Consider the following 24,214-nt stretch of genomic DNA (forward strand, 5'->3'; position numbering starts at 1 on the left):
TGGTTCCTCATAACCCTGCTTTCAAACTTGCTTCGATAAATTGGTCCAGGCTGCCGTCCAGCACCGCCTGCGTGTTACGGGTTTCAACCCCGGTACGCAGGTCTTTGATGCGGGAGTCATCAAGGACGTAAGAACGGATCTGGCTGCCCCAGCCGATGTCGGACTTGTTGTCTTCCATCGCCTGCTTCTCAGCATTTTTCTTCTGCATCTCCAGCTCATAAAGCTTCGCTTTCATCTGCTTCATGGCCTGGTCTTTGTTCTTATGCTGGGAACGGTCGTTCTGGCACTGTGTGACCAGCCCGGTTGGAATGTGGGTAATACGCACCGCCGATTCCGTACGGTTAACGTGCTGACCACCCGCGCCGGATGCGCGGTACACGTCAATACGCAGGTCCGCCGGGTTGATGTCGATATCGATATCTTCATCCACTTCCGGATAGACAAACGCGGAGCTGAAGGAGGTGTGGCGACGGCCACCGGAGTCAAACGGACTCTTACGCACCAGGCGGTGCACGCCGGTTTCAGTACGCAGCCAGCCGTAGGCGTAGTCACCGATGATCTTGATGGTGACGGACTTAATGCCGGCAACTTCACCTTCAGACTCTTCGATAATCTCGGTTTTGAAACCGCGCGCTTCCGCCCAGCGCAGATACATACGCATCAGCATGCTGGCCCAGTCCTGCGCTTCGGTACCGCCAGAACCTGCCTGAATATCGAGATAGCAGTCCGCGCTGTCGTATTCGCCGGAGAACATACGACGGAATTCCAGCTGCGCCAGCTTCTCTTCCAGCACGTCGAGTTCTGCCACGGCTTCGTTAAAGGTTTCTTCGTCGTCGGCTTCGACGGCCAGCTCCAGCAGCCCAGAAACATCTTCCAGACCCTGCGACATCTGATCCAGCGTATCTACGATAGCTTCGAGGGAGGAACGCTCTTTACCCAGCGCCTGAGCGCGTTCAGGTTCGTTCCAGACGTCCGGCTGTTCCAGCTCGGCGTTTACTTCTTCGAGACGCTCTTTCTTGGCATCGTAGTCAAAGATACCCCCTAAGAACGTCAGAGCGCTCCGTGAGGTCCTGAATGCGGTTTTTTACCGGATTAATTTCAAACATGGTCTGTTTTCTTTTATGAGCTTGTCAAAATGCGGTGATAAGAGCGGGATTGTACCGAATCCACGCCCTTTTTTATAGAGATTACTGACGCTAAATTGGCCAGATATTGTCGATGATGATCTGAAGGGAGCGGTTACCGCGAAACTCGTTAATATCCAGCTTATAGGCCAGCTCAACCTCGCGCACGCCGTTGTCCGGCCAGATGGAGGTATCAACGTTAAACGCAATGCCGTCCAGCAGCGGCCCGCCGCCGACCGGTTCCACCATCACTTTGAGGTGGCGTTCGCCGACAATACGCTGTTGCAGCAAACGAAAACGCCCGTCGAAAAGCGGCTCCGGGAACATCTGCCCCCACGGGCCCGCATCGCGCAGCATCTGCGCCACGTCCATGGTCATTTCAGCCGGGGAAAGCTCACCGTCAGAAACCACTTCCCCCTGCAACAGCGACGGATCGATCCAGTCGGTGACCAGTTCGCCAAACAGGCGCTGGAATTCCTCGAACTTCGCCTCTTCGAGCGACAGGCCCGCGGCCATCGCGTGGCCGCCGAACTTAATCATCAGGTTCGGATGAAGCGTGTCGAGACGCTCCAGCGCGTCGCGCATGTGCAGCCCCGGAATCGAGCGTCCGGAGCCTTTCAGCGTGCCGTCCCCGGCAGGCGCAAACGCGATCACCGGACGGTGGAAGCGCTCCTTGATGCGAGAGGCCAGAATGCCCACCACGCCCTGGTGCCATTCAGGGTGGTACATCGCCAGCCCGCCCGGCAGGGTATCGCCGCTGCGCTCCAGCTTTTCGCACAGGGTCAGCGCTTCGGCCTGCATCCCCTGCTCAATCTCTTTACGGGTCTGGTTGAGCGCGTCCAGCTCGTTGGCCAGCACGCGCGCTTCGCCGATGTTGTCGCACAGCAGCAGCGCGACGCCAACGGACATATCGTCCAGCCGCCCCGCCGCGTTCAGGCGCGGGCCGAGGGCAAAGCCCAAATCGCTGGCCGCGAGCTTAAGCGGATCGCGGTTGGCAATTTCCAGCAGCGCCTTGATCCCCGGACGGCATTTACCTGCGCGAATACGGCTTAAGCCCTGCCAGGTGAGAATCCGGTTATTGGTATCGAGCGGCACCACGTCCGCTACGGTTCCCAGCGCCACCAGATCGAGATATTCCGCCAGGTTCGGCACGGCTATCCCGCGCGACTCAAACCAGCCCTTATCGCGCAGCAACGTGCGCAGCGCCAGCATCAGATAAAACGCCACCCCTACCCCGGCCAGCGATTTCGACGGGAAATCACAGTCGCGCAGGTTGGGGTTAATGATGGCTTCGGCGGCCGGCAGGGTTTCTCCTGGCAGGTGGTGATCGGTGACCAGAACCGGGATCCCCAGCGCATGGGCATGATCGACCCCCGCATGAGAGGAGATCCCGTTATCCACGGTCATGATCATCTGTGCGCCACGGGCGTGGGCCTGATCGACCACTTCCGGGCTGAGGCCGTAGCCATCCTCAAACCGGTTCGGCACCAGATAAGTCACGTTATCGCAGCCCAGGGCACGCAGGCTGAGCACGCTCAGCGCGGTGCTGGTTGCGCCGTCGGCATCGAAATCGCCCACCACGACAATCCGCGTCCCTTCACGGAACGCGTCGTAGAGCATGTCGGTCGCTTTTTCGATGCCGCTCAGCGCCTGCCAGGACAGCATGCCTTTGACGCTGCGCTCAAGATCGCTTGCCGTTCGCACGCCGCGGCTGGCATACAGCCGCTTTAGCAGCGGAGGAAGGTCGGCGGGTAAATCGGCCGTATCAACCGCTTCACGGCGGCGCAGTTTTATCGGGGCTTTCACGCGAATTACTTACCGCCCGTCTGTTTCTGATGCGCGTCGAGGAACGCTTTCATCTCTTTTGGACCCTGATAGCCCGGCACCACGTAACCGTTGCTCAGGACAATAGCTGGCGTCCCGCTCACGCCAAACTGGACGCCCAGCGCGTAGTGGTTAGCGATGTCGATATCGCAGGACGCAGGCTTCACGCCTTTGCCGTTCATCGCGTCATCAAAGGCCTTATTGCGGTCTTTCGCACACCAGATCGCCTTCATATCCTGCTCGGGCTGGCTCTGCACGCCGGCACGTGGGAAGGCCAGGTAACGCACGGTAATGCCCAGCGCGTTGTAGTCTTTCATCTCTTCATGCAGCTTGTGGCAGTAGCCGCAGGTGATGTCAGTGAAGACGGTAATGACGTGTTTTTCCTGCGCCGCTTTGTAGACGATCATCTCTTTTTCGAGCGCGTTCAGGTTTTTCATCAGCAGCTGGTTAGTGACGTTCACCGGCTGTGCGCCACTCACGTCGTACATTGGCCCCTGAATGATGTGCTTACCGTCTTCGGTCACGTACAGCACGCCGCTGTTGGTCAGCACCGTTTTCATGCCAGCCACCGGCGATGGCTGGATCTCGCTGCTGGCGACGCCGAGTTTCGTCAGAGACTGTTTAATGGCGGCATCGTCCGCATGGGCAAATCCGGAAACTGAAGCTGCCAGCAGGGTGAACAGCGCTAAAGACTTTTTCATATATGATCCTGTAACAATTCGTCGGCACTCACGCGCGAGGGTGGTGCTGTTGGTGTAGCTGCCGCAGGCGTTCCGTCGCGACATGGGTGTAAATCTGCGTCGTTGAAAGATCGCTGTGTCCAAGCAACATCTGCACCACGCGTAAATCAGCGCCGTGGTTTAACAGATGCGTCGCGAAGGCGTGACGCAAAACGTGCGGCGACAGCTTTTCACTGTCAATACCCGCCAGTGTGGCGTAATGTTTAATGCGATGCCAGAACGTTTGTCGCGTCATCTGCTGCGCGCGCTGGCTCGGGAATAATACATCAATGGAAACGCCGTTCAGCAGCCACGGACGTCCGTGTTCCAGATACGTCTCCAGCCAGTAGACCGCCTCTTCACCCAGCGGCACCAGCCGTTCTTTGTTCCCTTTACCGATGACGCGCACCACGCCCTGACGCAGGCTGACATCGCTCATCGTCAGGCCAACCAGTTCGGAAACGCGCAGGCCCGTGGCATACAATAGTTCAAGCATGGCTTTATCGCGTAACTCCAGCGGAAGGTCAACTGCGGGCGACTGTAATAATCTCTCAACTTGTGCTTCGCTGAGATCTTTTGGCAGCCGCTGAGGCAGTTTAGGCGATGCCAGCAGTGCGCTGGGATCGTCCGCGCGGATCTTCTCGCGGTAAAGGTGCTGGAACAGGCGGCGCATGGCGCTCAGCAGACGCGCGGAGCTGGTGGCTTTGTATCCCCCTTCCATCCGCTCGGCCAGTAACCCTTGCAGGTCATCGCTTTGCGCGCTTTCAAGCGTCAGCCCCCGGTGCGCCAGCCACTCCACCAGCAGGGTAAGATCCCGGCGGTAGGCGCTGAGCGTATTTTCAGCGAGGTTTTTTTCCAGCCACAGCGCGTCGAGAAACTGTTCGATGAGTGCGAGATCCTTTTCCACATCAGCCCCTTTGGTTCTGCAATCTGGCCATTATGCCTGATTGCCATCGGTTTCTGGTACACTACGCGCAAAGTCATAGCAAGAATTGAGATTGTTACGCGATGAATATTGGTCTGTTCTATGGTTCCAGCACCTGCTACACCGAAATGGCGGCGGAGAAAATTCGCGACATCATTGGCCCGGAACTGGTGACGTTGCATAACCTGAAAGATGACTCGGTCGCCTTGATGGAGCAGTACGATGTGCTGATCCTGGGCATCCCAACCTGGGATTTTGGTGAGATTCAGGAAGACTGGGAAGCCATCTGGGATCGGCTCGATACGGTCAATTTCGAGGGCAAAATCATTGCGATGTACGGCATGGGCGACCAGCTGGGCTACGGGGAGTGGTTCCTCGACGCGCTCGGCATGCTGCATGACAAACTGGCGCCAAAGGGCGCGACGTTTATCGGCTACTGGCCTACGGAAGGCTATGAGTTCACCAGCCCAAAACCCGTCATTGCCGACGGCCAGCTGTTTGTCGGGCTCGCGCTGGATGAAACCAACCAGTACGATCTCAGCGACGAGCGCCTCCAGACCTGGTGCGAGCAAATTCTGGGTGAGATGGCCGAGCAGTTTAGCTGATTTACTCCTGCGTCGGCTGTTGCACGATGAGCCGGCGCAGATCCCGCCACTCCGCGGCATCCATACTGTCTGCTGCCAGCCACAGGTGCTGGCGTCGATTGTCCTCAACCCGACGCAGCCGTAGCATCATCCCGGTGTTGAGCATCCACGGCGTCCCTATCATCTCCCACTCTTTTCCCTGCCAGCGCAGGCGAGAATCCATCAGCAGCTTGATTTCACCCTGACGGGCGTTGATGCGACGCTGGCTTCGCACGCTGTCAAACACCACAAACGACAGCAAAAGCAACCACAGAGGGGTGTAGCTAAGCGGCCACGGCACCAATAACACCAATGCCGCGACCAGTCCGTGGAGCAGTAACGACATCCACTGTGAGCGCCACGAGACGCGAAGATCAGATTGCCACAGGACCACGTTCCTGATTCCGTGTTTGAATTAATTGCACCATCCGTTGCAACTCGGTGTCGGCGGGCTTGCCGTGATTCATCAGCCAGTTGAATAAATCCGGATCGTCAGACTCAAGCAGGCGGACAAACAGACGCTTATCGTCATCGCTTAAGCTGTCGTACTCATACTCAAAGAAAGGCATGATGGAGATATCAAGTTCACGCATGCCGCGACGGCACGCCCAGTGAATACGGGCCTTGTTGTTAATATCCATGTTCTGTTTCCTGCATTACGTTTGGCACAGTCGGTATCCCGTTCGGTATTCATTATTGCTTTCCGGGACACCTGGTAGTGTAACGTGTTTTTGACCGTTTCTTTACTGGAATATTGCGAACTACGAGCAGGCTTCCAGAATAATCCCTATTAAGACAGTGGATTACACTATTTTGCATAGCGCTACGCATAACCAGGTAATGGCACGAATGGCCTGCTGAAAGCGCTTGCAATGAATACAGTCTCTTTTACCATTAGGTATTATCAAAGCGTTAAGCAATTCAGGACATCACTATGGCATTTACACCATTTTCTCCTCGCCAGCCCGCCGCCTCTGCGCGTCTGCCGCTGACGCTGATTACTCTTGATGACTGGGCACTGGCGACACTGACCGGTGCGGACAGCGAAAAATACCTGCAAGGCCAGGTCACAGCGGACGTAGCGCAGTTGACTGAACACCAGCATCTGCTGGTCGCCCATTGCGATCCAAAAGGCAAAATGTGGAGCAACCTGCGTCTGTTCCGCCGTCAGGACGGGTTCGCCTTCATTGAGCGCCGCAGCCTGCGTGACGCCCAGCTTAAAGAGCTGAAAAAATATGCAGTCTTTTCTAAAGTCACTATCGCCCCGGACGATGAACACGTCCTGCTGGGGGTTGCGGGTTTCCAGGCGCGTGCAGCGCTGAAAAACCTGTTTGCCGAGCTACCGGATGCCGAAAAACAGCTGGTCAGTGAGGGAGCGACCTCCATTCTGTGGTTCGAGCACCCGGCGGAGCGCTTCCTGCTGGTAACAGACGTGGCAACGGCGGAACGCGTCACCGAGGCCCTTCGCGGTGAAGCACAGCTCAACAACAGCCAGCAGTGGCTGGCGCTGAACATCGAAGCGGGCCTGCCGGTGATTGACGCGGCAAACAGCGCGCAGTTTATCCCGCAGGCGACCAACATTCAGGCGCTGGGCGGTATCAGCTTTAAGAAAGGCTGCTACACCGGTCAGGAGATGGTGGCGCGGGCGAAATTCCGCGGCGCGAACAAACGTGCCCTGTGGACGCTGGCGGGCCACGCCAGCCGCGTGCCGGAAGCGGGTGAAGATCTCGAGATGAAGATGGGTGAAAACTGGCGTCGTACCGGCACCGTGTTAGCCGCCGTACAGCTCGATGATGGCCGCCTGCTGGTGCAGGTTGTCATGAATAATGATATGGAGCCCGACAGCGTATTCCGCGTGCGGGATGATGCGAACACGCTCAGCATTGAGCCGCTGCCGTATTCACTGGAAGATTGATGCTGTATCGCCCGGTGGCGCTGCGCTTACCAGGCCTACAGTTCCCGTAGGTCGGGTAAGGCGAAGCCGCCACCCGACAACAAACTACACCTGCCCCACATACAAATAAATCGCCAGGAAGTGGCACACGCTGCCGCCCAGCACAAAGCCGTGCCAGATCGCATGGTTGTACGGGATGCGCTTACAGACGTAGAAAATCACGCCCAGCGAGTAAACCACCCCGCCCACCGCCAGCAGCGTCACGCCCCCGACCGCAAGCTTAATGGCTAACTGATACACCACAATCAGCGAGAGCCAGCCCATTGTCAGATAGGTGACCAGCGACAGCACTTTGAACCGGTGCGCGATGGTCAGCTTAAACAGGATCCCCAGCAGCGCCAGGCTCCAGATTACAATCATCAGGCCACGCGACAGCGGTGAGTTGAGCCCCACCAGCAAAAACGGCGTGTAGGTGCCTGCAATAAGAAGATAGATAGCGCAGTGGTCAAATTTCTTGAGCCATATCTTCGCCCGCTGGTGCGGAATAGCGTGATACAGCGTTGAGGCCAGAAATAGCAGGATCATACTCCCGCCATACAGGCTGTAGCTGGTGATGGCCATCGCGCTGGCGTTGGAATCCACCGCCTGCACCAGCAGCAATACTAAACCGACAATCCCAAACACCAGGCCAATGCCATGGCTTATACTGTTGGCTACTTCCTCAGCCAGCGAATATCCCTGTGCGATTAATGGTCTGCTCACCATACTTAACTCCGGGAAAACAAAAGATGATTATTCATCGCCAGTCTATGCTAACTGAGAATGATTCCAGTGAACACCTGTTAGCTAAAATAAATCCACAATAAAGATTTATCCTTATAATTCAATGCAATGAAAAAACAATCCACCGTACAGATGTAAATGATTTCATTAACACCTGAGTAATCAATGAGATAAAACCGTCTCCCGGCGCCGGGCGGCATGGTATGATTCAGGGATAGTGTCCGACAGCGAGTTTAGCCATTGTGAGTATGTTCACCCATTCCGCCATTGCCAGCCTCAACAATCTGGAAATGATGGTCTACAACTATGTCATTAAGAACCGTGACAAAGTGATGTACATGACCATCCGCGAGCTGGCGGATGCGGCGGGCGTTTCCACTACCACCATCCTGCGCTTTTGCCGCAAGCTCAACTGCGATGGCTACTCTGAGTTCCGCGTGCGCTTTAAGCTCTACCTGGAGCAGAACGAGCCGCAGCAGGCAAATTTTGGCGCCAGCGAAATTATCAGCTTCTTTAAAAGCGTAAATAACGAAGAGTTCGATACGTTATTAAATGAGGCCGTCGATATTATTTTATCCTCCGAACGCATTATTTTCGTCGGCGCAGGCACGTCCGGATCGCTGGCAAAATATGGCGCACGTTTCTTTTCAAATATCGGCAAATTCAGCAACCATATTGACGATCCCTATTTCCCGGTCACGAACGATATGGCTAAAAATGCGCTGGCTATTGTGCTCTCCGTCTCCGGCGAAACCGAAGAGATCTTACGCTTTGCCAGCCAGTTCAGCCTGCACCGCTGCAAGGTACTCTCCATTACCAGCCATGAACACTCTCGTCTCGCGAAGCTGGCAGACTTCAACCTCTCCTGGCACGTTCCGCAAACGCGAATCGGCGGCGTTTACGATATCACCACCCAAATTCCTGTGATCTATATTCTGGAATCATTAGGCCGGAAGCTGGCGAAGAAATTAACAGAATAAAACACCCTGTTTTTTTGATGTGACAAATTACAATTTCCGCAAATTGTTATATCGTGACATTTAATTCCGCTTTGCTAGACTCGAAATCATTAAGTCCTGAATTGAGAATAGCAAAGATGAAAAAACTCACCTTACCGAAAGATTTTTTATGGGGCGGCGCGGTGGCGGCGCACCAGGTTGAGGGCGGCTGGAACAAAGGCGGCAAAGGCCCCAGCATCTGCGACGTCCTCACCGGCGGCGCCCACGGCGTTCCGCGTGAAATCACTCAGGAAGTGATTGAAGGCAAATATTACCCGAACCACGAGGCCGTCGACTTCTACGGCCATTACAAAGAAGACATCAAGCTGTTTGCCGAGATGGGCTTCAAATGCTTCCGTACCTCCATCGCCTGGACACGCATCTTCCCGAAAGGGGATGAAGCTCAGCCAAACGAAGAGGGGCTGAAGTTCTACGACGACATGTTCGACGAGCTGCTGAAGTACAACATCGAGCCGGTGATCACCCTCTCCCACTTTGAAATGCCGCTGCACCTCGTTCAGGAATACGGCGGCTGGACCAACCGTAAAGTGGTGGATTTCTTCGTGCGCTTCTCGGAAGTGGTGTTTGAGCGCTACAAAAATAAGGTCAAATACTGGATGACCTTCAACGAAATCAACAACCAGCGCAACTGGCGCGCGCCGCTGTTCGGCTACTGCTGCTCCGGCGTGGTGTATACCGAGCACGATAACCCCGAAGAGACCATGTACCAGGTGCTGCACCACCAGTTCGTGGCCAGCGCCCTGGCGGTGAAGGCCGCACGCCGCATCAACCCGGAGATGAAGGTCGGCTGCATGCTGGCGATGGTGGCGCTCTATCCTTACTCCTGCAAGCCAGAAGATGTGATGTTCGCCCAGGAATCCATGCGCGAGCGCTACGTCTTTACCGACGTTCAGCTGCGCGGCTACTACCCGTCTTACGTGCTGAACGAGTGGGAGCGCCGTGGCTTCTCCATCAAAATGGAAGCGGGCGACGAGCAAATCCTGCGTGAAGGCACCTGCGACTACTTAGGTTTCAGCTACTACATGACCAACGCGGTCAAAGCGGAAGGCGGCACCGGCGACGCCATTTCCGGCTTCGAGGGCAGCGTGCCGAACCCGCACGTGAAGGCGTCCGACTGGGGCTGGCAGATTGATCCTGTGGGCCTGCGCTATTCGCTGTGCGAGCTGTACGAGCGCTACCAGAAGCCGCTGTTTATCGTAGAAAATGGTTTCGGTGCCTACGACAAAGTGGAAGCAGACGGCAGCATCAACGATGACTACCGCATCGACTACCTGCGCGCCCATGTGGAAGAGATGATGAAGGCCGTGACCTGGGACGGCGTGGATCTGATGGGCTACACCCCGTGGGGCTGCATCGACTGCGTCTCCTTCACCACCGGCCAGTACAGCAAGCGCTACGGCTTTATCTACGTTAACAAGCATGACGATGGCACAGGCGACATGTCCCGCTCCCGCAAAAAGAGCTTCGAGTGGTATAAAACCGTCATTGCCAGCAACGGCGAAACGCTGTAATCGCTCGCCCTCTCTGCAACCGGAGAGGGCAAACCGCTTATCTTCCAGACACTTCTTTACAGCATTTGCGTTGCCAAAAGATGTTCGCCCGATAATATAGGCGTCCTGAATATTAGAGGCGAACATGATTAAGCGACAACGCAACGCTATCCTGCTTGTAGCCCTGGCCTGCCTGGTGGTGCTGATATGCACCGCCCAGCGGATGGCCGGGATGCACGCGCTTGTCATGAACGTCACCGCCGTAAGCCAGTCTGTCCAGCAGGGGCAGGAGAGTTCCGACGCACCGGTCACCCCATGTGAGCTTAGCGCCAAATCGCTGATGTCGGTCCCGCCGGTGTTGTTTGAAGGCGCCCTGTTTGCCGTTACCCTGCTGCTGGCGTTGCTGGCAGCCATTCCGCCGCGCCGCGAGCGGCAGTGGCCTCCCCGCGTTATCTCCCCGCCCCGGTTACGGGTGCATCTGCGATTATGCGTCTTCCGTGAATGAGTCTTCGCCTGTCACTTCAGGTTAATTTATCATTTACGGAGAAAATTTATGTTTACTGTATTCAGGCGACTGCTGGTCTGCCTGCTTTGGCTATGGCTGCCCCTCAGCCAGGCTGCCGACAGCGGCTGGCTGCGCGCCGCCGATAATCAGCACGCCAGCGTCAGGCTGCGTGCGCAACCCGAAAGCACTGGCGAAACCCGCCTGCTGCTGGACGTCGCCCTGCAAAAAGGGTGGAAAACCTACTGGCGCTCGCCGGGCGAAGGCGGCGTCGCACCCGCCATTATCTGGCATCAACCCGTTGAGGCGATCTGGCGCTGGCCTACGCCGCAGCGTTTCGACGTCGCGGGCATCACCACGCAGGGCTATCACGGCGATGTGAGCTTTCCCATCACCCTGCGGGGCGACGTCCCGAAGATCCTGAGCGGCGTGCTGACGCTCTCCACCTGTAGCAACGTCTGTATTCTTACCGACTACCCGTTCTCGCTGAACATGACCGCATCCGCAGACGCCGGTTTTGATTATGATTTCAGTCGGGCCATGGGCACCCTTCCGCTCAGCGGCGGGTTGACCTCAACGCTTAACGCCACCTACGCCCCCGGCAAGCTGACCGTAACGGCGCAGCGTGAGGCTGGCTGGCAGGCGCCGTCGCTGTTTATCGACGGCATGGACGACGTGGATTTCGGCAAGCCGACCCTCGCCGTGCGCGGTGATTCGCTGGTGGCCACCGTGCCCGTGACGGACAGCTGGGGCGAGGCCGCGCCGAGCCTCAGCGGGAAAACGCTGTCGCTGGTGCTCGCCGACAGCGGCCAGGCGCAGGAGTCCCGCGTGGAGATCCAGCCGGGCAGGGCCGCCCCCGCGTTCTCGTTAGGCTGGGTGCTGCTGATGGCGCTGGCTGGTGGTCTGATCCTCAACGTTATGCCCTGCGTGCTGCCGGTGCTGGCCATGAAGCTGGGCACGCTGATGCAAACCGAACGGCAGGCGCGCGGTCAGGTGCGCAGGCAGTTTCTTGCTTCGGTGTCCGGGATCGTGATGTCGTTCCTCGCGCTGGCGCTGATGATGACGGTTTTACGCTTAGGCAATCAGGCGCTTGGCTGGGGGATCCAGTTCCAGAATCCGTGGTTTATTGGCGCGATGGCGCTGGTCATGGTGCTTTTCAGCGCCAGCCTGCTGGGGCTGTTTGAAATCCGTCTCCCTTCCGGGGCCAGCACGTTCCTCGCCACGCGCGGAGGAAACGGCCTGGCAGGCCATTTCTGGCAGGGCGCGTTTGCGACGCTGCTGGCAACGCCCTGCACCGCGCCGTTCCTGGGCACTGCGGTATCGGTCGCGCTGGCGTCGCCGCTTCCTCTGCTGTGGGGGATCTTCCTGGCAATGGGCATCGGCATGAGCCTGCCGTGGCTGCTGGTGGCGGCCTGGCCGGGGCTGGCACAGCGGTTGCCGCGCCCGGGACGCTGGATGAACGTCGTGCGCGTCGTGCTGGGGATAATGATGCTTGGCTCATCGCTGTGGCTGCTGAGCTTACTGACGGTGCATATCGGCACCCTGCCCGTTATCACGCTGGGCGTGCTCCTCATCCTTGCGCTGCTGCTGGTCACCGCCTGGCGCTACCGCTGGCAAACGGCCCTGCGCGCCGGAGCGTTTGCCATCGTCGTGGCCGGGGCGGTTGCGTTTGTTTCCGGCTCCGGCAGCGAGGGGGCCCGACGCGATCGCATTCACTGGCAGCCGCTCAGCGAGCAGGCCATCACCCAGGCGCTGGCAGAGAACAAACGGGTGTTCGTCGACGTGACCGCCGACTGGTGCGTGACCTGTAAAGCCAATAAATACAACGTGCTGCTGCGCGACGACGTGCAGGATGCGCTCTCCGCCCCGGACGTTGTTGCCCTGCGCGGTGACTGGAGCCGCCCCTCCGATACCATCAGCCAGTTCTTAACCACGCGCGGCAGCGCCGCCGTACCGTTTAACCAGATTTACGGACCAGGGTTACCGCAGGGCCACGTGCTGCCCCCGCTGTTAAGCCGTGAAGCGGTGCTGAGCACCCTGTCCGATGCGAAAGGAAAATAATATGCGCTCGTTTATCGCCTTACTGTTGCTCTCTTTATCGGCGTTCAGTTTTGCCGCGCCGACAGAGGACGCTTCCGATGACCAGCTGGCGGCGCTGCTGTTCAACGATCCGGCCAGCCCGCGCACCGGCGCGACGTCGCCGAAGCTCACCATCGTCTCCTTCACGGACTACAACTGCCCTTACTGCAAGCAGTTCGACCCGATGCTGGAGAAAATCGTACGTGATAATCCCGACGTGCAGCTCATCGTTAAACTGCTGCCGTTTAAGGGGCAAAGCTCGGTGAATGCCGCTAAGGCGGCGCTCTCGACATGGCAGCAGGCGCCGGACAAATTCTGGGCGCTCCACCAGCGGCTGATGATGAAAAAAGGCTATCACGATGACGCCAGCATCGCCGCCGCGCGGGCCAAAACCGGAACGGACGGCATTAAAACGGATGATAAAACCATGGACAGCCTAAAGATGAACCTGATCCTGGCGCAGGTACTGAATATTCAGGGTACGCCGGCAACCATCATCGGTGACCAGATGGTGGCGGGCGCCATTCCTTATGACGATCTGGAGGGGCTGGTCAAAGAACAGCTGGCAAACGCCCGTGGCAGGTAAGCTTCCGCGCCTGCTGCGCGAGCTGGCCGTGTGGCTGCTGATTGGCGTAGCCGTGAGCCTGGCGGTGGACTATTTCCGCCAGCCCGCGCTGCCGCAGAACTTCGTATCCACCACGCTGCAAACCCTCGACGGCGAGACCGTCGATCTTATCGCCATGAGTGAGGAGCGTCCGCTGCTGGTCTACGTCTGGGCGACGTGGTGCGGCGTCTGCCGCTACACCACGCCGTCGGTAGCGGCGCTGGCCGCGGACGGGGGTAACGTGATGTCGGTTGCGCTGCGCTCAGGCGATAACGCGACGCTCGAAACATGGATGAGGAAGAAGAAGGCTGCGATGCCCACGGTCAACGACGCCAGCGGAGAGCTGGCGCGTCAGTGGGACGTTCAGGTGACGCCCACGCTGGTGGTGATCTCTCACGGTGAAGTGACGTCGATCACCACCGGCTGGAACAGCAGCTGGGGGATGCGCCTGCGGCTGTGGCTGGCGTCGTAACGTTACTTCCCGCCGGCCAGCTCCAGGAAGCTGCCGGTGACATAGGAGGCCTTGTCGCTCAGCAGCCAGGCAATGGCCTGGGCGACCTCCTCCGGCTGTCCGCCACGCTGCATGGGTAACAGAGACTTCACCCGATCCACACGCCCCGGCTCGCCGCCGGAGGCGTGAATATCGGTATAAATCAGGCCAGGCCGCACGCAGTTCACGCGAATGCCCTGCGCCGCGACCTCCAGCGCGAGGCCGGTCGTCAGGGAATCCACCGCCCCTTTAGAGGCGGCATAATCCACATATTCCCCGGGCGCGCCCAGGCGTGACGCCGCCGAAGAGACGTTCACAATCGCGCCGCCCTTGCCGCCGTGTTTATGCGACATGCGCTTTACCGCCTCACGGCAGCAGAGAAAATAGCCGGTGACGTTGGTGGCCAGCACGCGGTTAATACGCTCAGCGGAGAGGTTTTCGAGGGTGGATTGTTCAAACAGAATTCCGGCGTTGTTCACCAGCGCGGCGAGCGGCTCACCTTCGCGATCGATGCTGTCGAACATTGCCATCACCTGCGCTTCATCGCTGATATCCGCACGCACGGCAAAGGCCTGACCGCCCGCGTCCACGATCTGATTGATAACGTCCGTCGCAGCGGTAATGTTGTGATGAAAATTCACCGCTACGGTGTAGCCTTCGCTTGCCAGCTGTAGCGCGGTGGCTTTACCAATGCCGCGGCTGGCGCCGGTGACCAGTGCAATTGCCATTCACAACCTCCAGATAAAAAAAAGCCGGGTGGCGCTTACGCTTACCCGGCCTACAGTATGGCAAATAATTACTGGTATTCGCTCATCGGTACGCAGGAGCAGAACAGGTTACGGTCGCCGTAGACGTCATCAAGACGCTTCACGGTCGGCCAGTATTTGTTTGCCACGCCCGCCGGGAAGACGGCCAACTCGCGGGTGTAACCGTGATTCCACTCTGCCACCAGTTCGTTCTGGGTATGCGGCGCGTTAACCAGCGGGTTATCTTCCAGCGTCCACTCACCGCCCTTCACGCGGTCGATTTCGCTACGAATGGCCAGCATCGCGTCGATAAAGCGGTCCAGCTCCACCTTGCTTTCAGACTCGGTCGGCTCAACCATCAGCGTACCCGCCACCGGGAAGGACATGGTTGGCGCGTGGAAACCGTAGTCGATCAGGCGTTTGGCAATATCCAGCTCGCTGATGCCCGTCTCGTCCTTCAGAGGACGAATATCGAGGATGCACTCATGCGCCACGCGACCGTCGCGGCCGGTGTAGAGCACCGGATAGGCATCCTTCAGGCGCGTTGCGATATAGTTGGCGTTCAGGATCGCCACCTGGCTGGCCTGCTTCAGGCCTTCCGCGCCCATCATGCGGATGTACATCCAGCTGATAGGCAGGATAGAGGCGCTACCGAACGGGGCCGCAGAGACCGCGCCCTGACGGGTCAGCATACCTTCAATCTGCACCACGCTGTGCCCCGGCACAAACGGCGCCAGGTGCGCTTTGACGCCAATTGGCCCCATGCCTGGGCCACCGCCGCCGTGTGGAATGCAGAACGTTTTGTGCAGGTTCAGGTGCGACACGTCCGCGCCAATGAAGCCCGGAGAGGTGATGCCCACCTGGGCGTTCATGTTCGCGCCGTCGAGGTAAACCTGACCGCCGAACTGATGCACCACTTCACACACTTCACGGATAGTCTCTTCGTACACGCCGTGGGTAGACGGGTAGGTCACCATGATGCACGAAAGTTTGTCGCCCGCCTGCCCGGCTTTCGCGCGCAGGTCGGCCAAATCGATGTTGCCGTTTTTGTCACACGCCACGACCACCACTTCCATGCCCGCCATCTGTGCTGAGGCCGGGTTGGTGCCGTGGGCGGAGCTTGGGATCAGGCAGATATCACGGTGGCCTTCATTGCGGCTTTCGTGATAGTGACGGATCGCCAGCAGACCGGCGTATTCACCCTGCGCGCCAGAGTTCGGCTGCATGCAGAGCGCGTCGTACCCGGTCAGCTTCACCAGCCAGTCGGAAAGCTGGTTGATCATCATGTGATAACCTTCCGCCTGCTCGGCCGGGCAGAACGGGTGCAGCTCGGAGAACTCAGGCCAGGTAATCGGGATCATCTCTGCCGCAGCGTTCAGCTTCATGGTGCAGGAGCCCAGCGGGATCATCGCCTGGTTCAGCGCCAGATCCTTGCGCTCCAGAGAGTGCATGTAGCGCATCATCTCGGTTTCGCTGTGGTAGCGGTTGAACACCGGGTGAGCCAGGATCGCGTCGTCGCGCAGCATGCTTTCCTGAATGGAGCGGCTGTCGAGCGCGACCTCTTTATCGAGCGTATCAACGTCAAGACCGTGTGCGTCGCCCAGCAGCACGTCAAACAGCGTTGCGATATCGTCACGCGTCGTCGATTCATCAAGGGTGATCCCTACCGCGTGATGAATGTCGCTGCGCAGGTTGATTTGCGCGGCCTCGGCGCGCGCCAGCACGGCGGCCTTGTCTGCCACGTCGACGCACAGGGTGTCGAAATAGTGCTCATGACGCAGCCTGAGGCCTTTCTGTTGCAGGCCGCAGGCCAGAATGTCGGCCAGACGGTGGATGCGGCTGGCAATACGTTTCAGCCCAGCCGGACCGTGGAACACCGCGTACAGGCTGGCAATGTTTGCCAGCAGCACCTGCGAGGTACAGATGTTGGAGTTCGCTTTCTCGCGGCGGATATGCTGCTCGCGGGTCTGCATCGCCATGCGCAGCGCGGTGTTACCGGCGGCATCTTTCGATACGCCGATAATACGGCCCGGCATGGAGCGTTTAAATTCATCTTTTGCGCCAAAGAATGCAGCGTGCGGGCCGCCGTAGCCCATCGGCACGCCGAAGCGTTGCGCTGAGCCAAAGACAATGTCCGCGCCCTGTTTGCCCGGTGCGGTCAGCAGCACCAGCGCCATAAAATCAGCGGCGACGCTCACAATCACCTTACGGGATTTGAGCTCAGCGATCAGCGCGCTGTAATCATGCACTTCCCCGGTAGTGCCCACCTGCTGTAACAGCACGCCGAAGACGTCCTGGTGATCCAGCACTTTGTCAGCGTCGTCGACAATCACCTCAAAGCCGAAGGTTTCCGCACGGGTGCGCACCACGTCCAGCGTCTGGGGATGCACGTCTGCCGCTACGAAGAAGCGGTTGGCGTTTTTCAGCTTGCTCACGCGCTTCGCCATCGCCATCGCTTCGGCGGCGGCGGTGGCTTCATCCAGCAGAGAGGCGGAAGCGATATCCATGCCGGTCAGATCTAGGGTCACCTGCTGGAAGTTCAGCAGCGCTTCCAGACGGCCCTGGGAGACTTCTGGCTGATAGGGGGTATAAGCGGTGTACCAGCCCGGGTTTTCCAGCATGTTGCGCAGGATAACCGGCGGTAACTGCACGTTGGTGTAGCCCATGCCGATGTAAGACTTATAGCGCTTGTTGAGGCCGGCGATAGCCTTCAGCTCCGCCAGCGCGGCGAACTCCGTTGTGGACTCGCCAACCTGCGGCGGCGTGGCAAGCTGGATGTCTTTTGGCACGATCTGGCCGATCAGTGCGTTTAATGAATCCGCGCCAACTGTCTTCAGCATCTCCTGCTGTTGCTGAGCATCCGGCCCAATGTGACGTTCAATGAAGGCGCCACGGTTTTCAAGCTGGCTTAAAGTCTGTGTCATGAGCGATGGTTCCTGAAACGTGCAGTGAATCGTAGTTATCTGTAACGCTGTTGCCCGGTGGCGCTAACGCTTACCGGGCCTACGCAGATCGGTAGGCCGGATGCGCAGCGCCATCCGGCACAACGTTATTCGTCTTCCAGTAATGCTTCGTACGCGGTCGCATCCAGCAGCGCGGCAACCTGCGCTTCGTCGCTGGCTTTGATCTTGAAGATCCAGCCGCCTTCATACGGCTCGCTGTTGACCAGCTCCGGGGAGTCGCTCAGCGCGTCGTTCACGGCAACAATTTCACCGCTCACAGGCGCGTAGATGTCGGAAGCCGCTTTGACGGATTCCGCCACCGCACAGTCGTCGCCTGCGCTCACGGTTGCGCCCACTTCCGGCAGGTCAACAAACACCATGTCGCCCAGCAGCTCCTGCGCGTGCTCGGTGATCCCAACGGTGTAAGTGCCGTCCGCCTCTTTGCGCAGCCACTCGTGTTCTTTGCTGTATTTCAGTTCTGCTGGCACATTGCTCATTGAAGTTCTCCTGATAAAAATAATTAGGCGACCGGCTTACCGGCGCGAACAAAAATCGGTTTGGTCACGTTGACCGGCATTTCGCGGTTGCGGATCTGCACCACCGCCGTTTCGCCAATGCCCGCCGGCACGCGCGCCAGGGCAATACTATAGCCGAGCGTCGGGGAGAAGGTTCCGCTGGTGATCACGCCTTCACGATGATTGCCGTCAGCATCGGTGAAGCGCACCGGCAGCTCGCCACGCAGCACGCCTTTTTCCTTCATCACCAGGCCAACCAGCTGTTCGGTGCCCTTCTCGCGCTGCATCTCCAGCGCTTCACGACCAATAAATTCACGTTCAGCCGGTTCCCACGCGATGGTCCAGCCCATGTTGGCCGCCAGCGGAGAGACGCCTTCGTCCATCTCCTGGCCGTAGAGGTTCATGCCCGCTTCCAGACGCAGCGTATCGCGCGCGCCCAGACCCGCAGGCTTCACGCCCGCCTCAACCAGGGCACGCCAGAAATCGGCGGCTTTCTCGTTCGGCATGGCAATTTCATAGCCCGCTTCACCGGTGTAGCCGGTGGTGGCGATAAACAGATCCCCCACCTGCACGCCGAAGAACGGCTTCATCCCTTCGGTGGCGTTGCGCTGCTCGTCGCTGAACAGAGACGCGGCTTTCGCCTGGGCATTGGGTCCCTGCACGGCAATCAGCGACAGATCGTCACGAACGGTGATATCGATGGCGTAAGGTTCAGCGTGTTGGGAAATCCAGGAGAGGTCTTTTTCGCGGGTGGCGGAGTTTACAACGAGGCGGAAGAAATCTTCGGTGAAGTAGTAGACGATGAGGTCGTCAATCACGCCGCCCGAGGCATTGAGCATGCCGGTATAAAGCGCTTTGCCCGGCGTCTTCAGTTTGGCGACGTCGTTTGCCAGCAGATAACGCAAAAACTCCCGGGTGCGGCTTCCGCGCAGGTCGACAATCGTCATGTGTGACACGTCGAACATACCGGCATCGGTGCGCACCGCGTGGTGCTCATCAATTTGCGAGCCGTAGTGCAGCGGCATCATCCAGCCGTGGAAGTCCACCATGCGGGCGCCGCATAACACGTGCTGTTCGTACAAAGGAGTCTGTTGAGCCATCTTTTCCTCGTTGAAAAATTCACCGTGAAACCCGGTGTCGGCCTCGCAATCGGTAGCCGACGCAAACGTTCTCTTTTACCTGAACTTACCACCGAAACCGGCGGTTAACCATAAGGTAAAGCGGGTCATCACATTAGCTTATGGCTAAAAAACGCAGGAAAGCGTACAGAGTATTTGACTGGGAAAATGCGATTAAACCAGCATAATATTAACAATGCTCTAACAGGATTTAGCGGATGATGATATTTCATGCGGAAAAACGGGCCGAATTTCCGTAACATAAAAATTGTAAGATTAGATTTTCTAATGCGAAAAATGGCGTGAAATTAGATTATTTCAAACGAGGAATTTTCCCCGGCGCAGAGGCCGGGAAAATAAAGTGTGACGGGGATCGAGATTAACGTAACCAGTCGGGTAGATCGTTGAGGCCCATTGCCTGACGGAGAAGCTTAGGCTTCACGCCGGGAAGGGTATCGGCAAGCTTCAGACCGATATCGCGCAGCAGTTTTTTCGCCGGGTTCGCCCCGGCAAACAGCTCGCGGAAGCCCTGCATGCCCGCCAGCATCATCGCCGCGCTGTGTTTGCGGCTGCGCTCGTAGCGACGCAGATACAGATGCTGACCAATGTCTTTGCCTTCACGATGCAGACGACGCAGCTCTTCAACCAGCTCAGCCGCGTCCATAAAGCCGAGGTTAACCCCCTGCCCGGCCAGCGGATGAATGGTATGCGCCGCATCCCCCACCAGCGCCAGACGGTGCGCCGCGAACTGCCGCGCGTAGCGGCCCGTTAACGGAAACGCCCGGCGCTCGCTTTCAAGCGCGCACAGGCCCAGACGGTTATCAAACGCCACGCACAGTGCCTGACTGAAGGCGTCCGGCGTCGCCTCCTGCATCTGCTGCGCTTTCTCCGGCTCTAAGGACCAGACGATGGAGCACAGATGCGGATCGGCAAGCGGCAGGAAGGCCAGAATGCCGTCGTTGTGGAAAATCTGGCGTGCGACGCCGCCGTGCGGCTCTTCGGTGCGGATTGTGGCAACCAGGGCGTGATGACGGTAATCCCAGAAGGTCAGCGGAATATCCGCTTTGTTACGCAGCCAGGAATTCGCGCCGTCGGCACCCACCACCAGACGCGCGGTCAGCATGTCGCCGCTTTCAAGGGTGATAAACGCGTCGTTCTCGCCCCATGCTACCTGCTGAAGTTTCGCCGGCGCGATGAGGGTGACGTCGCTGCACTGCTGTGCTTTCTGCCACAGCGCGTAATGGATCACCGCGTTTTCAACGATGTGTCCAAGGTGGCTGTAGCCCATGCTTTCATCGTCAAAGGCGATGTGGCCAAAGCTGTCTTTATCCCACACCTCCATTCCGTGGTAGCAGCTTGCGCGCTGCGCCACGATCTCTGACCAGACGCCGAGGTGCGTCAGTAATTTTTCGCTGGCTGCGTTGATTGCCGAGACGCGCAGCTCCGGCGGGGCATCCTGCGCCACGGGCTGCGGCGCGTTTTGCTCAAGCACGGCCACGCGCAGGCCGCTGCCCTGTAAACCGCAGGCCAGCGCCAGTCCTACCATTCCGCCGCCGACAATGGCGACATCAACATTTTGCACGGTGATTACTCCTTAACGCGCGACCCAACCCAGGGTCCGCTGCGCCAGCACGTCACGTGCCGGAATGAACAGTTCCATCGCCATCAGCCCGAGGTTGCGACCCGCAACCAGCGGCGCCCAGCGATTGGCAAACAGGTGGACTAAACCGTCGGTAACGCCAATGGTCGCCGCCTTGTCCACCTGACGTCGTTTCTGATAATGGCTCAGCACTGAGTATGCGCCACAATCCTGTTGTTCGCTCCACGTCCGGGCCAGGAGCTCGGCCAGACTCATCACGTCGCGCAGGCCAAGGTTGAAGCCTTGCCCGGCGATGGGGTGCAGCGTCTGCGCGGCGTTACCGACCAGCGCGACGCGGTGGGAAACCGTCTGCGATGCGGTCGTCAGCGAGAGCGGATAGGCCACGCGCTTACCGGCGTGGGTGATACGTCCAAGCCGCCAGCCGAAAGCCTTTTGCAGCTCGGAACAAAAACGTTCATCGGACCAGGAGAGCACCTCGTCGGCGCGATCCTGCGCATGGCACCACACCAGCGAGCAGCGCCCGTTCGACATCGGCAGCATGGCCAGTGGACCGTGCTCGGTGAAGCGCTCAAAGGCCCTGCCGTTATGCGCGCCTGCCGTGGAAACGTTAGCGATAACCGCCACCTGACCATAGGGTTGAGCGCGCGACTCTACGCCGCACTGCGTGGCGATCGACGAGCGTGAACCATCCGCCGCCACCAGCAGCTGCCCCTCCAGCGTGGTGCCATTGTCCAGCGTCACGCTGACGGCCTCGTCGCTGCGGCTAAAGCTGGCGACGCGCGCCGGACAGTGCAGCGTGACGCCAGGGGCATCCTGTAACAGACGGAACAGCCGCAGCCCCACGTCATGCAGTTCAACGACCTGCCCCAGCGCCTCAATTCGGTAATCGTGGGCATCCAGCGTCACAAACCCGGCGTGGCCGCGATCGCTGACGTGAACGGTGCCGATGGCCGTCGCGCAGTCCGCTATCGCCTGCCAGATGCCAATGCGCGCAAGCTGCTGGCAGGTTCCCTGGGCCAGTGCGATGGCGCGGGCGTCGAAACCGGGATGATCGGCCGCCTGCGGCGCAACCGCCTCAACAAGATGCACCGGAAGCTGACCTTTGGTTAACTGCGAAATGGCCAGCGCCAGGGTAGCGCCGGTCATGCCTCCGCCAACGATGATCACGCTCATACGCGTGCCGCCGCCATCAGCGCCTCGATATCGTCGGCGTTTTTCACCACGGTCGCGGTCAGGTTTTCGTTGCCGGTTTCGGTGATGACGATGTCGTCTTCAATACGAATGCCGATCCCGCGGTACTGGTCCGGCACGTCCGCATCCGGCGCGATGTACAGCCCCGGCTCAACGGTCAGCACCATGCCAGGCTCCAGCACGCGCGAACGATCCGTACCGTATGCGCCCACGTCGTGTACGTCGAGCCCCAGCCAGTGGCTCAGGCCGTGCATAAAGTACGGGCGATGGGCGTTTTCAGCGATTAACGTGTCCACTTCGCCTTTCAGGATACCAAGCTTAACCAGCCCGCTGATCATGATGCGCACCACCTCGCCCGTCACGTCCTGGATAGAGGTGCCCGGACGGAACAGCGCCAGTGCGGTTTCAAGCGACTCCAGCACGATGTCATAGATTTCACGCTGCGCGGGCGTGAATTTGCCGTTCACCGGGAAGGTGCGCGTGATGTCGCCCGCGTACCCCTGATATTCACAGCCGGCGTCAATCAGCACCAGATCGCCATCGCGCAGCTCACTTTCGTTTTCGGTGTAGTGCAGAATGCAGCCGTTTTCCCCGCCGCCAACGATGGTGTTGTAGGACGGGAAGCGCGCGCCGTGGCGGTTAAATTCATGGTGAATTTCGCCTTCCAGCTGGTACTCGAACATACCGGGACGGCACTTTTCCATGGCGCGAGTATGCGCCAGGGCGCTAATTTCGCCCGCGCGGCGCATCACGTTGAGTTCTTCTTCTGACTTGAACAGGCGCATCTCGTGCACCACCGGACGCCAGTCCGTTAGCGTGGCGGGCGCGGAGAGGTTCTGCCTGGAGCCTTTGCGCAGCTTGTCCAGCGCGGTAAACACAATCTCATCCGCATAGGCGTATTCGCCCTGTGCGTGGTAGAGCACGTCGAGACCGTTAAGCAGCTGGTAAAGCTGCTGGTTGATTTCGCTGAAGGCCAGCGCGCGGTCTACGCCCAGCTTTTCCGGCGCTGCCTCTTGCCCCAGACGGCGGCCAAACCAGATTTCCGCGGTTAAATCGCGCACGCGGTTGAAGATCACGCTGTGGTTGTGGGTGTCATCGCTTTTAATCAGCACCAGCACCGCTTCCGGCTCGTTGAAGCCGGTGAAGTACCAGAAATCGCTGCTCTGTCGATAGGGGTATTCGCTGTCGGCGCTGCGCGTCACTTCCGGCGCGGCAAAAATCAGGGCGGCGCTACCCGGCTGCATTTTTGCCAGCAGCGCCTGACGACGGCGAGAATACTCTTGATTCGAGATAACCATGACACCCTCCTGTGCGTTATTTTTCTTAATGTAAGGTCGGCTTACGAACTTCCGGCGCGGTCGGCTGCGAGCGCGTGAAGTTGTCGTGGCACAGCAGAGACGCCACGCGAACATATTCGATAATCTCTTCGAGAGACATCTCCAGCTCTTCCTGATCTTCGTCTTCGTCGTAGCCAAGCTGCGCAATGTTACGCAGATCGTCGATCGCTTCACCCGCTTCGCCGGTCACTTTATCCAGTTTAGGCTGGGTGACGCCGAGGCCGAGCAGATAGTGATTTACCCAGCCCGCGAGCGCATCGGCGCGATCGAAGACGCTGACATCATCGCCTTCAGGCAGATAAAGCTGAAAAAGAAAGCCATCGTCTTCCAGGGAATCGCTGGTTGCCGCATGCATTTTGCGCAGCGCTTCCGCCAGCTCGTGGCCAAACGCCAGCCCTTCGTTGGTGAGGTCGTGGATCAGCGGCTGCCAGGAGCTGTCGCTGTTTCCGCCGCACAGTATGCCGCTGATCAGACCGTGCATTTCGGCAGGGGTTAAACCGACTCCCTGCTGGTTCAGTAACTGGTTTAAATCCTTGTAACCAGGCATTTCGTTCTGTATAGACATACGCATTCATCATCAAAGGGAGGATATTCATGATATGCTACCACTTTGGACCCTGGTGATACCAGAAAAGGGCTTGTATCTTCACATCAGGGTAGCTATAGTGTCGCCCCTTCGCAGCCCCCGG

23 protein-coding genes are annotated in these 24,214 nt (G+C 58.6%); 8 read left to right on the forward strand and 15 right to left on the reverse strand.

Annotation, left to right across the window (positions count from 1 at the left end; all coding sequences use genetic code 11):
• Positions 1 to 7: 7 nt before the first annotated feature.
• The 4 genes from prfB to xerD form a co-directional block, all read right to left on the reverse strand.
• Positions 8 to 1,106, reverse strand: a protein-coding gene (gene prfB / locus IM300_RS01870) for a peptide chain release factor 2 (RefSeq protein WP_102750013.1) whose coding sequence is annotated in 2 segments (ribosomal slippage) — positions 8 to 1,030 and positions 1,032 to 1,106 — 1,098 coding nt in all. Because the reading frame shifts where the segments join, the coding sequence is not laid out codon by codon here.
• Positions 1,107 to 1,196: 90 nt separating this feature from the next.
• Positions 1,197 to 2,930, reverse strand: coding sequence for a single-stranded-DNA-specific exonuclease RecJ (gene recJ / locus IM300_RS01875; RefSeq protein ID WP_193035022.1), 1,734 nt, complete (start codon positions 2,928 to 2,930; stop codon positions 1,197 to 1,199).
• A gap of 5 nt (positions 2,931 to 2,935) precedes the next feature.
• Positions 2,936 to 3,649 carry a bifunctional protein-disulfide isomerase/oxidoreductase DsbC gene (gene dsbC / locus IM300_RS01880; RefSeq protein ID WP_063451984.1) on the reverse strand — a complete coding sequence of 238 codons (714 nt, stop codon included), beginning with the start codon at positions 3,647 to 3,649 and terminating at the stop codon, positions 2,936 to 2,938.
• Positions 3,650 to 3,677: 28 nt separating this feature from the next.
• Complete coding sequence (gene xerD, locus IM300_RS01885; protein ID WP_063451985.1) at positions 3,678 to 4,574, reverse strand: site-specific tyrosine recombinase XerD; 897 nt, start codon at positions 4,572 to 4,574, stop codon at positions 3,678 to 3,680.
• Between the two features lie 101 nt (positions 4,575 to 4,675).
• Here xerD and fldB point away from each other — a divergent pair, with 101 nt between their 5' ends.
• Complete coding sequence (fldB, locus tag IM300_RS01890; protein ID WP_063451986.1) at positions 4,676 to 5,197, forward strand: flavodoxin FldB; 522 nt, start codon at positions 4,676 to 4,678, stop codon at positions 5,195 to 5,197.
• Between the two features lies 1 nt (position 5,198).
• On the opposite strand, the gene IM300_RS01895 is transcribed toward fldB, so the two are convergent.
• Entirely contained in the window at positions 5,199 to 5,609 is a 411-nt protein-coding gene (locus IM300_RS01895; RefSeq protein WP_063451987.1) for a protein YgfX, read from the reverse strand.
• Positions 5,590 to 5,856: an FAD assembly factor SdhE gene (sdhE, locus tag IM300_RS01900; RefSeq protein WP_003863437.1), complete on the reverse strand. Its 267-nt coding sequence runs from the start codon at positions 5,854 to 5,856 to the stop codon at positions 5,590 to 5,592. The genes IM300_RS01895 and sdhE overlap by 20 nt, the downstream gene beginning before the upstream one ends.
• Before the next feature lie 293 nt (positions 5,857 to 6,149).
• Between sdhE and ygfZ the strand changes: the two genes are divergently transcribed.
• A complete protein-coding gene (ygfZ, locus tag IM300_RS01905; protein ID WP_193033168.1) occupies positions 6,150 to 7,130 on the forward strand; it encodes a tRNA-modifying protein YgfZ in 981 nt (326 codons plus the stop codon).
• Between the two features lie 84 nt (positions 7,131 to 7,214).
• On the opposite strand, the gene IM300_RS01910 is transcribed toward ygfZ, so the two are convergent.
• The gene (locus IM300_RS01910; protein WP_047729440.1) at positions 7,215 to 7,874 is read right to left on the reverse strand and encodes a hemolysin III family protein; all 660 of its coding nucleotides are present in this window, start codon (positions 7,872 to 7,874) and stop codon (positions 7,215 to 7,217) included.
• A 266-nt stretch (positions 7,875 to 8,140) separates the two neighbouring features.
• Between IM300_RS01910 and IM300_RS01915 the strand changes: the two genes are divergently transcribed.
• The 6 genes from IM300_RS01915 (at position 8,141) to IM300_RS01940 (ending at position 14,058) form a co-directional block, all read left to right on the forward strand.
• Positions 8,141 to 8,872: a MurR/RpiR family transcriptional regulator gene (locus tag IM300_RS01915; RefSeq protein WP_193035105.1), complete on the forward strand. Its 732-nt coding sequence runs from the start codon at positions 8,141 to 8,143 to the stop codon at positions 8,870 to 8,872.
• A 116-nt stretch (positions 8,873 to 8,988) separates the two neighbouring features.
• Positions 8,989 to 10,422 (forward strand): 6-phospho-beta-glucosidase BglA, encoded by a 1,434-nt coding sequence (gene bglA, locus IM300_RS01920; protein WP_063867889.1) that lies wholly within the window; start codon positions 8,989 to 8,991, stop codon positions 10,420 to 10,422.
• Between the two features lie 124 nt (positions 10,423 to 10,546).
• Complete coding sequence (locus IM300_RS01925; RefSeq protein WP_063451991.1) at positions 10,547 to 10,906, forward strand: hypothetical protein; 360 nt, start codon at positions 10,547 to 10,549, stop codon at positions 10,904 to 10,906.
• Between the two features lie 48 nt (positions 10,907 to 10,954).
• Positions 10,955 to 12,964, forward strand: coding sequence for a protein-disulfide reductase DsbD (locus IM300_RS01930; protein ID WP_193035024.1), 2,010 nt, complete (start codon positions 10,955 to 10,957; stop codon positions 12,962 to 12,964).
• Between the two features lies 1 nt (position 12,965).
• Positions 12,966 to 13,568, forward strand: a complete 603-nt coding sequence (locus IM300_RS01935; protein WP_063451993.1) for a DsbA family protein — start codon at positions 12,966 to 12,968, stop codon at positions 13,566 to 13,568.
• The gene (locus IM300_RS01940) at positions 13,558 to 14,058 is read left to right on the forward strand and encodes a protein disulfide oxidoreductase (RefSeq protein ID WP_193035026.1); all 501 of its coding nucleotides are present in this window, start codon (positions 13,558 to 13,560) and stop codon (positions 14,056 to 14,058) included. The genes IM300_RS01935 and IM300_RS01940 overlap by 11 nt, the downstream gene beginning before the upstream one ends.
• Positions 14,059 to 14,060: 2 nt before the next feature.
• Here the strand turns inward: IM300_RS01940 and IM300_RS01945 are convergent, their stop codons facing one another.
• From IM300_RS01945 to IM300_RS01980, 8 genes are all read right to left on the reverse strand, one after another.
• Entirely contained in the window at positions 14,061 to 14,804 is a 744-nt protein-coding gene (locus IM300_RS01945) for an SDR family oxidoreductase (RefSeq protein ID WP_063451995.1), read from the reverse strand.
• 68 nt (positions 14,805 to 14,872) lie between these two features.
• Positions 14,873 to 17,746 carry an aminomethyl-transferring glycine dehydrogenase gene (gene gcvP / locus IM300_RS01950; RefSeq protein WP_193035028.1) on the reverse strand — a complete coding sequence of 958 codons (2,874 nt, stop codon included), beginning with the start codon at positions 17,744 to 17,746 and terminating at the stop codon, positions 14,873 to 14,875.
• A gap of 125 nt (positions 17,747 to 17,871) precedes the next feature.
• Positions 17,872 to 18,261 carry a glycine cleavage system protein GcvH gene (gene gcvH, locus IM300_RS01955; RefSeq protein WP_006811885.1) on the reverse strand — a complete coding sequence of 130 codons (390 nt, stop codon included), beginning with the start codon at positions 18,259 to 18,261 and terminating at the stop codon, positions 17,872 to 17,874.
• 23 nt (positions 18,262 to 18,284) lie between these two features.
• Positions 18,285 to 19,379 carry a glycine cleavage system aminomethyltransferase GcvT gene (gcvT, locus tag IM300_RS01960; RefSeq protein ID WP_193035030.1) on the reverse strand — a complete coding sequence of 365 codons (1,095 nt, stop codon included), beginning with the start codon at positions 19,377 to 19,379 and terminating at the stop codon, positions 18,285 to 18,287.
• Positions 19,380 to 19,776: 397 nt separating this feature from the next.
• On the reverse strand, positions 19,777 to 20,979 hold the full coding sequence (gene ubiI, locus IM300_RS01965) for an FAD-dependent 2-octaprenylphenol hydroxylase (protein WP_193035031.1): 1,203 nt from the start codon (positions 20,977 to 20,979) through the stop codon (positions 19,777 to 19,779).
• Between the two features lie 12 nt (positions 20,980 to 20,991).
• Complete coding sequence (ubiH, locus tag IM300_RS01970) at positions 20,992 to 22,170, reverse strand: 2-octaprenyl-6-methoxyphenyl hydroxylase (RefSeq protein ID WP_193035033.1); 1,179 nt, start codon at positions 22,168 to 22,170, stop codon at positions 20,992 to 20,994.
• Positions 22,167 to 23,480 (reverse strand): Xaa-Pro aminopeptidase, encoded by a 1,314-nt coding sequence (gene pepP / locus IM300_RS01975; protein ID WP_154817025.1) that lies wholly within the window; start codon positions 23,478 to 23,480, stop codon positions 22,167 to 22,169. Before pepP ends, ubiH begins: the two co-directional genes overlap by 4 nt.
• A 31-nt stretch (positions 23,481 to 23,511) precedes the next feature.
• A complete protein-coding gene (locus tag IM300_RS01980) occupies positions 23,512 to 24,090 on the reverse strand; it encodes a YecA family protein (RefSeq protein WP_003860099.1) in 579 nt (192 codons plus the stop codon).
• Between the last annotated feature and the right edge of the window lie 124 nt (positions 24,091 to 24,214).

Source organism: Enterobacter cloacae complex sp. I2 (assembly GCF_014896205.1).
In the GTDB taxonomy this organism is placed as follows: Bacteria; Pseudomonadota; Gammaproteobacteria; order Enterobacterales; family Enterobacteriaceae; genus Enterobacter; species Enterobacter quasihormaechei.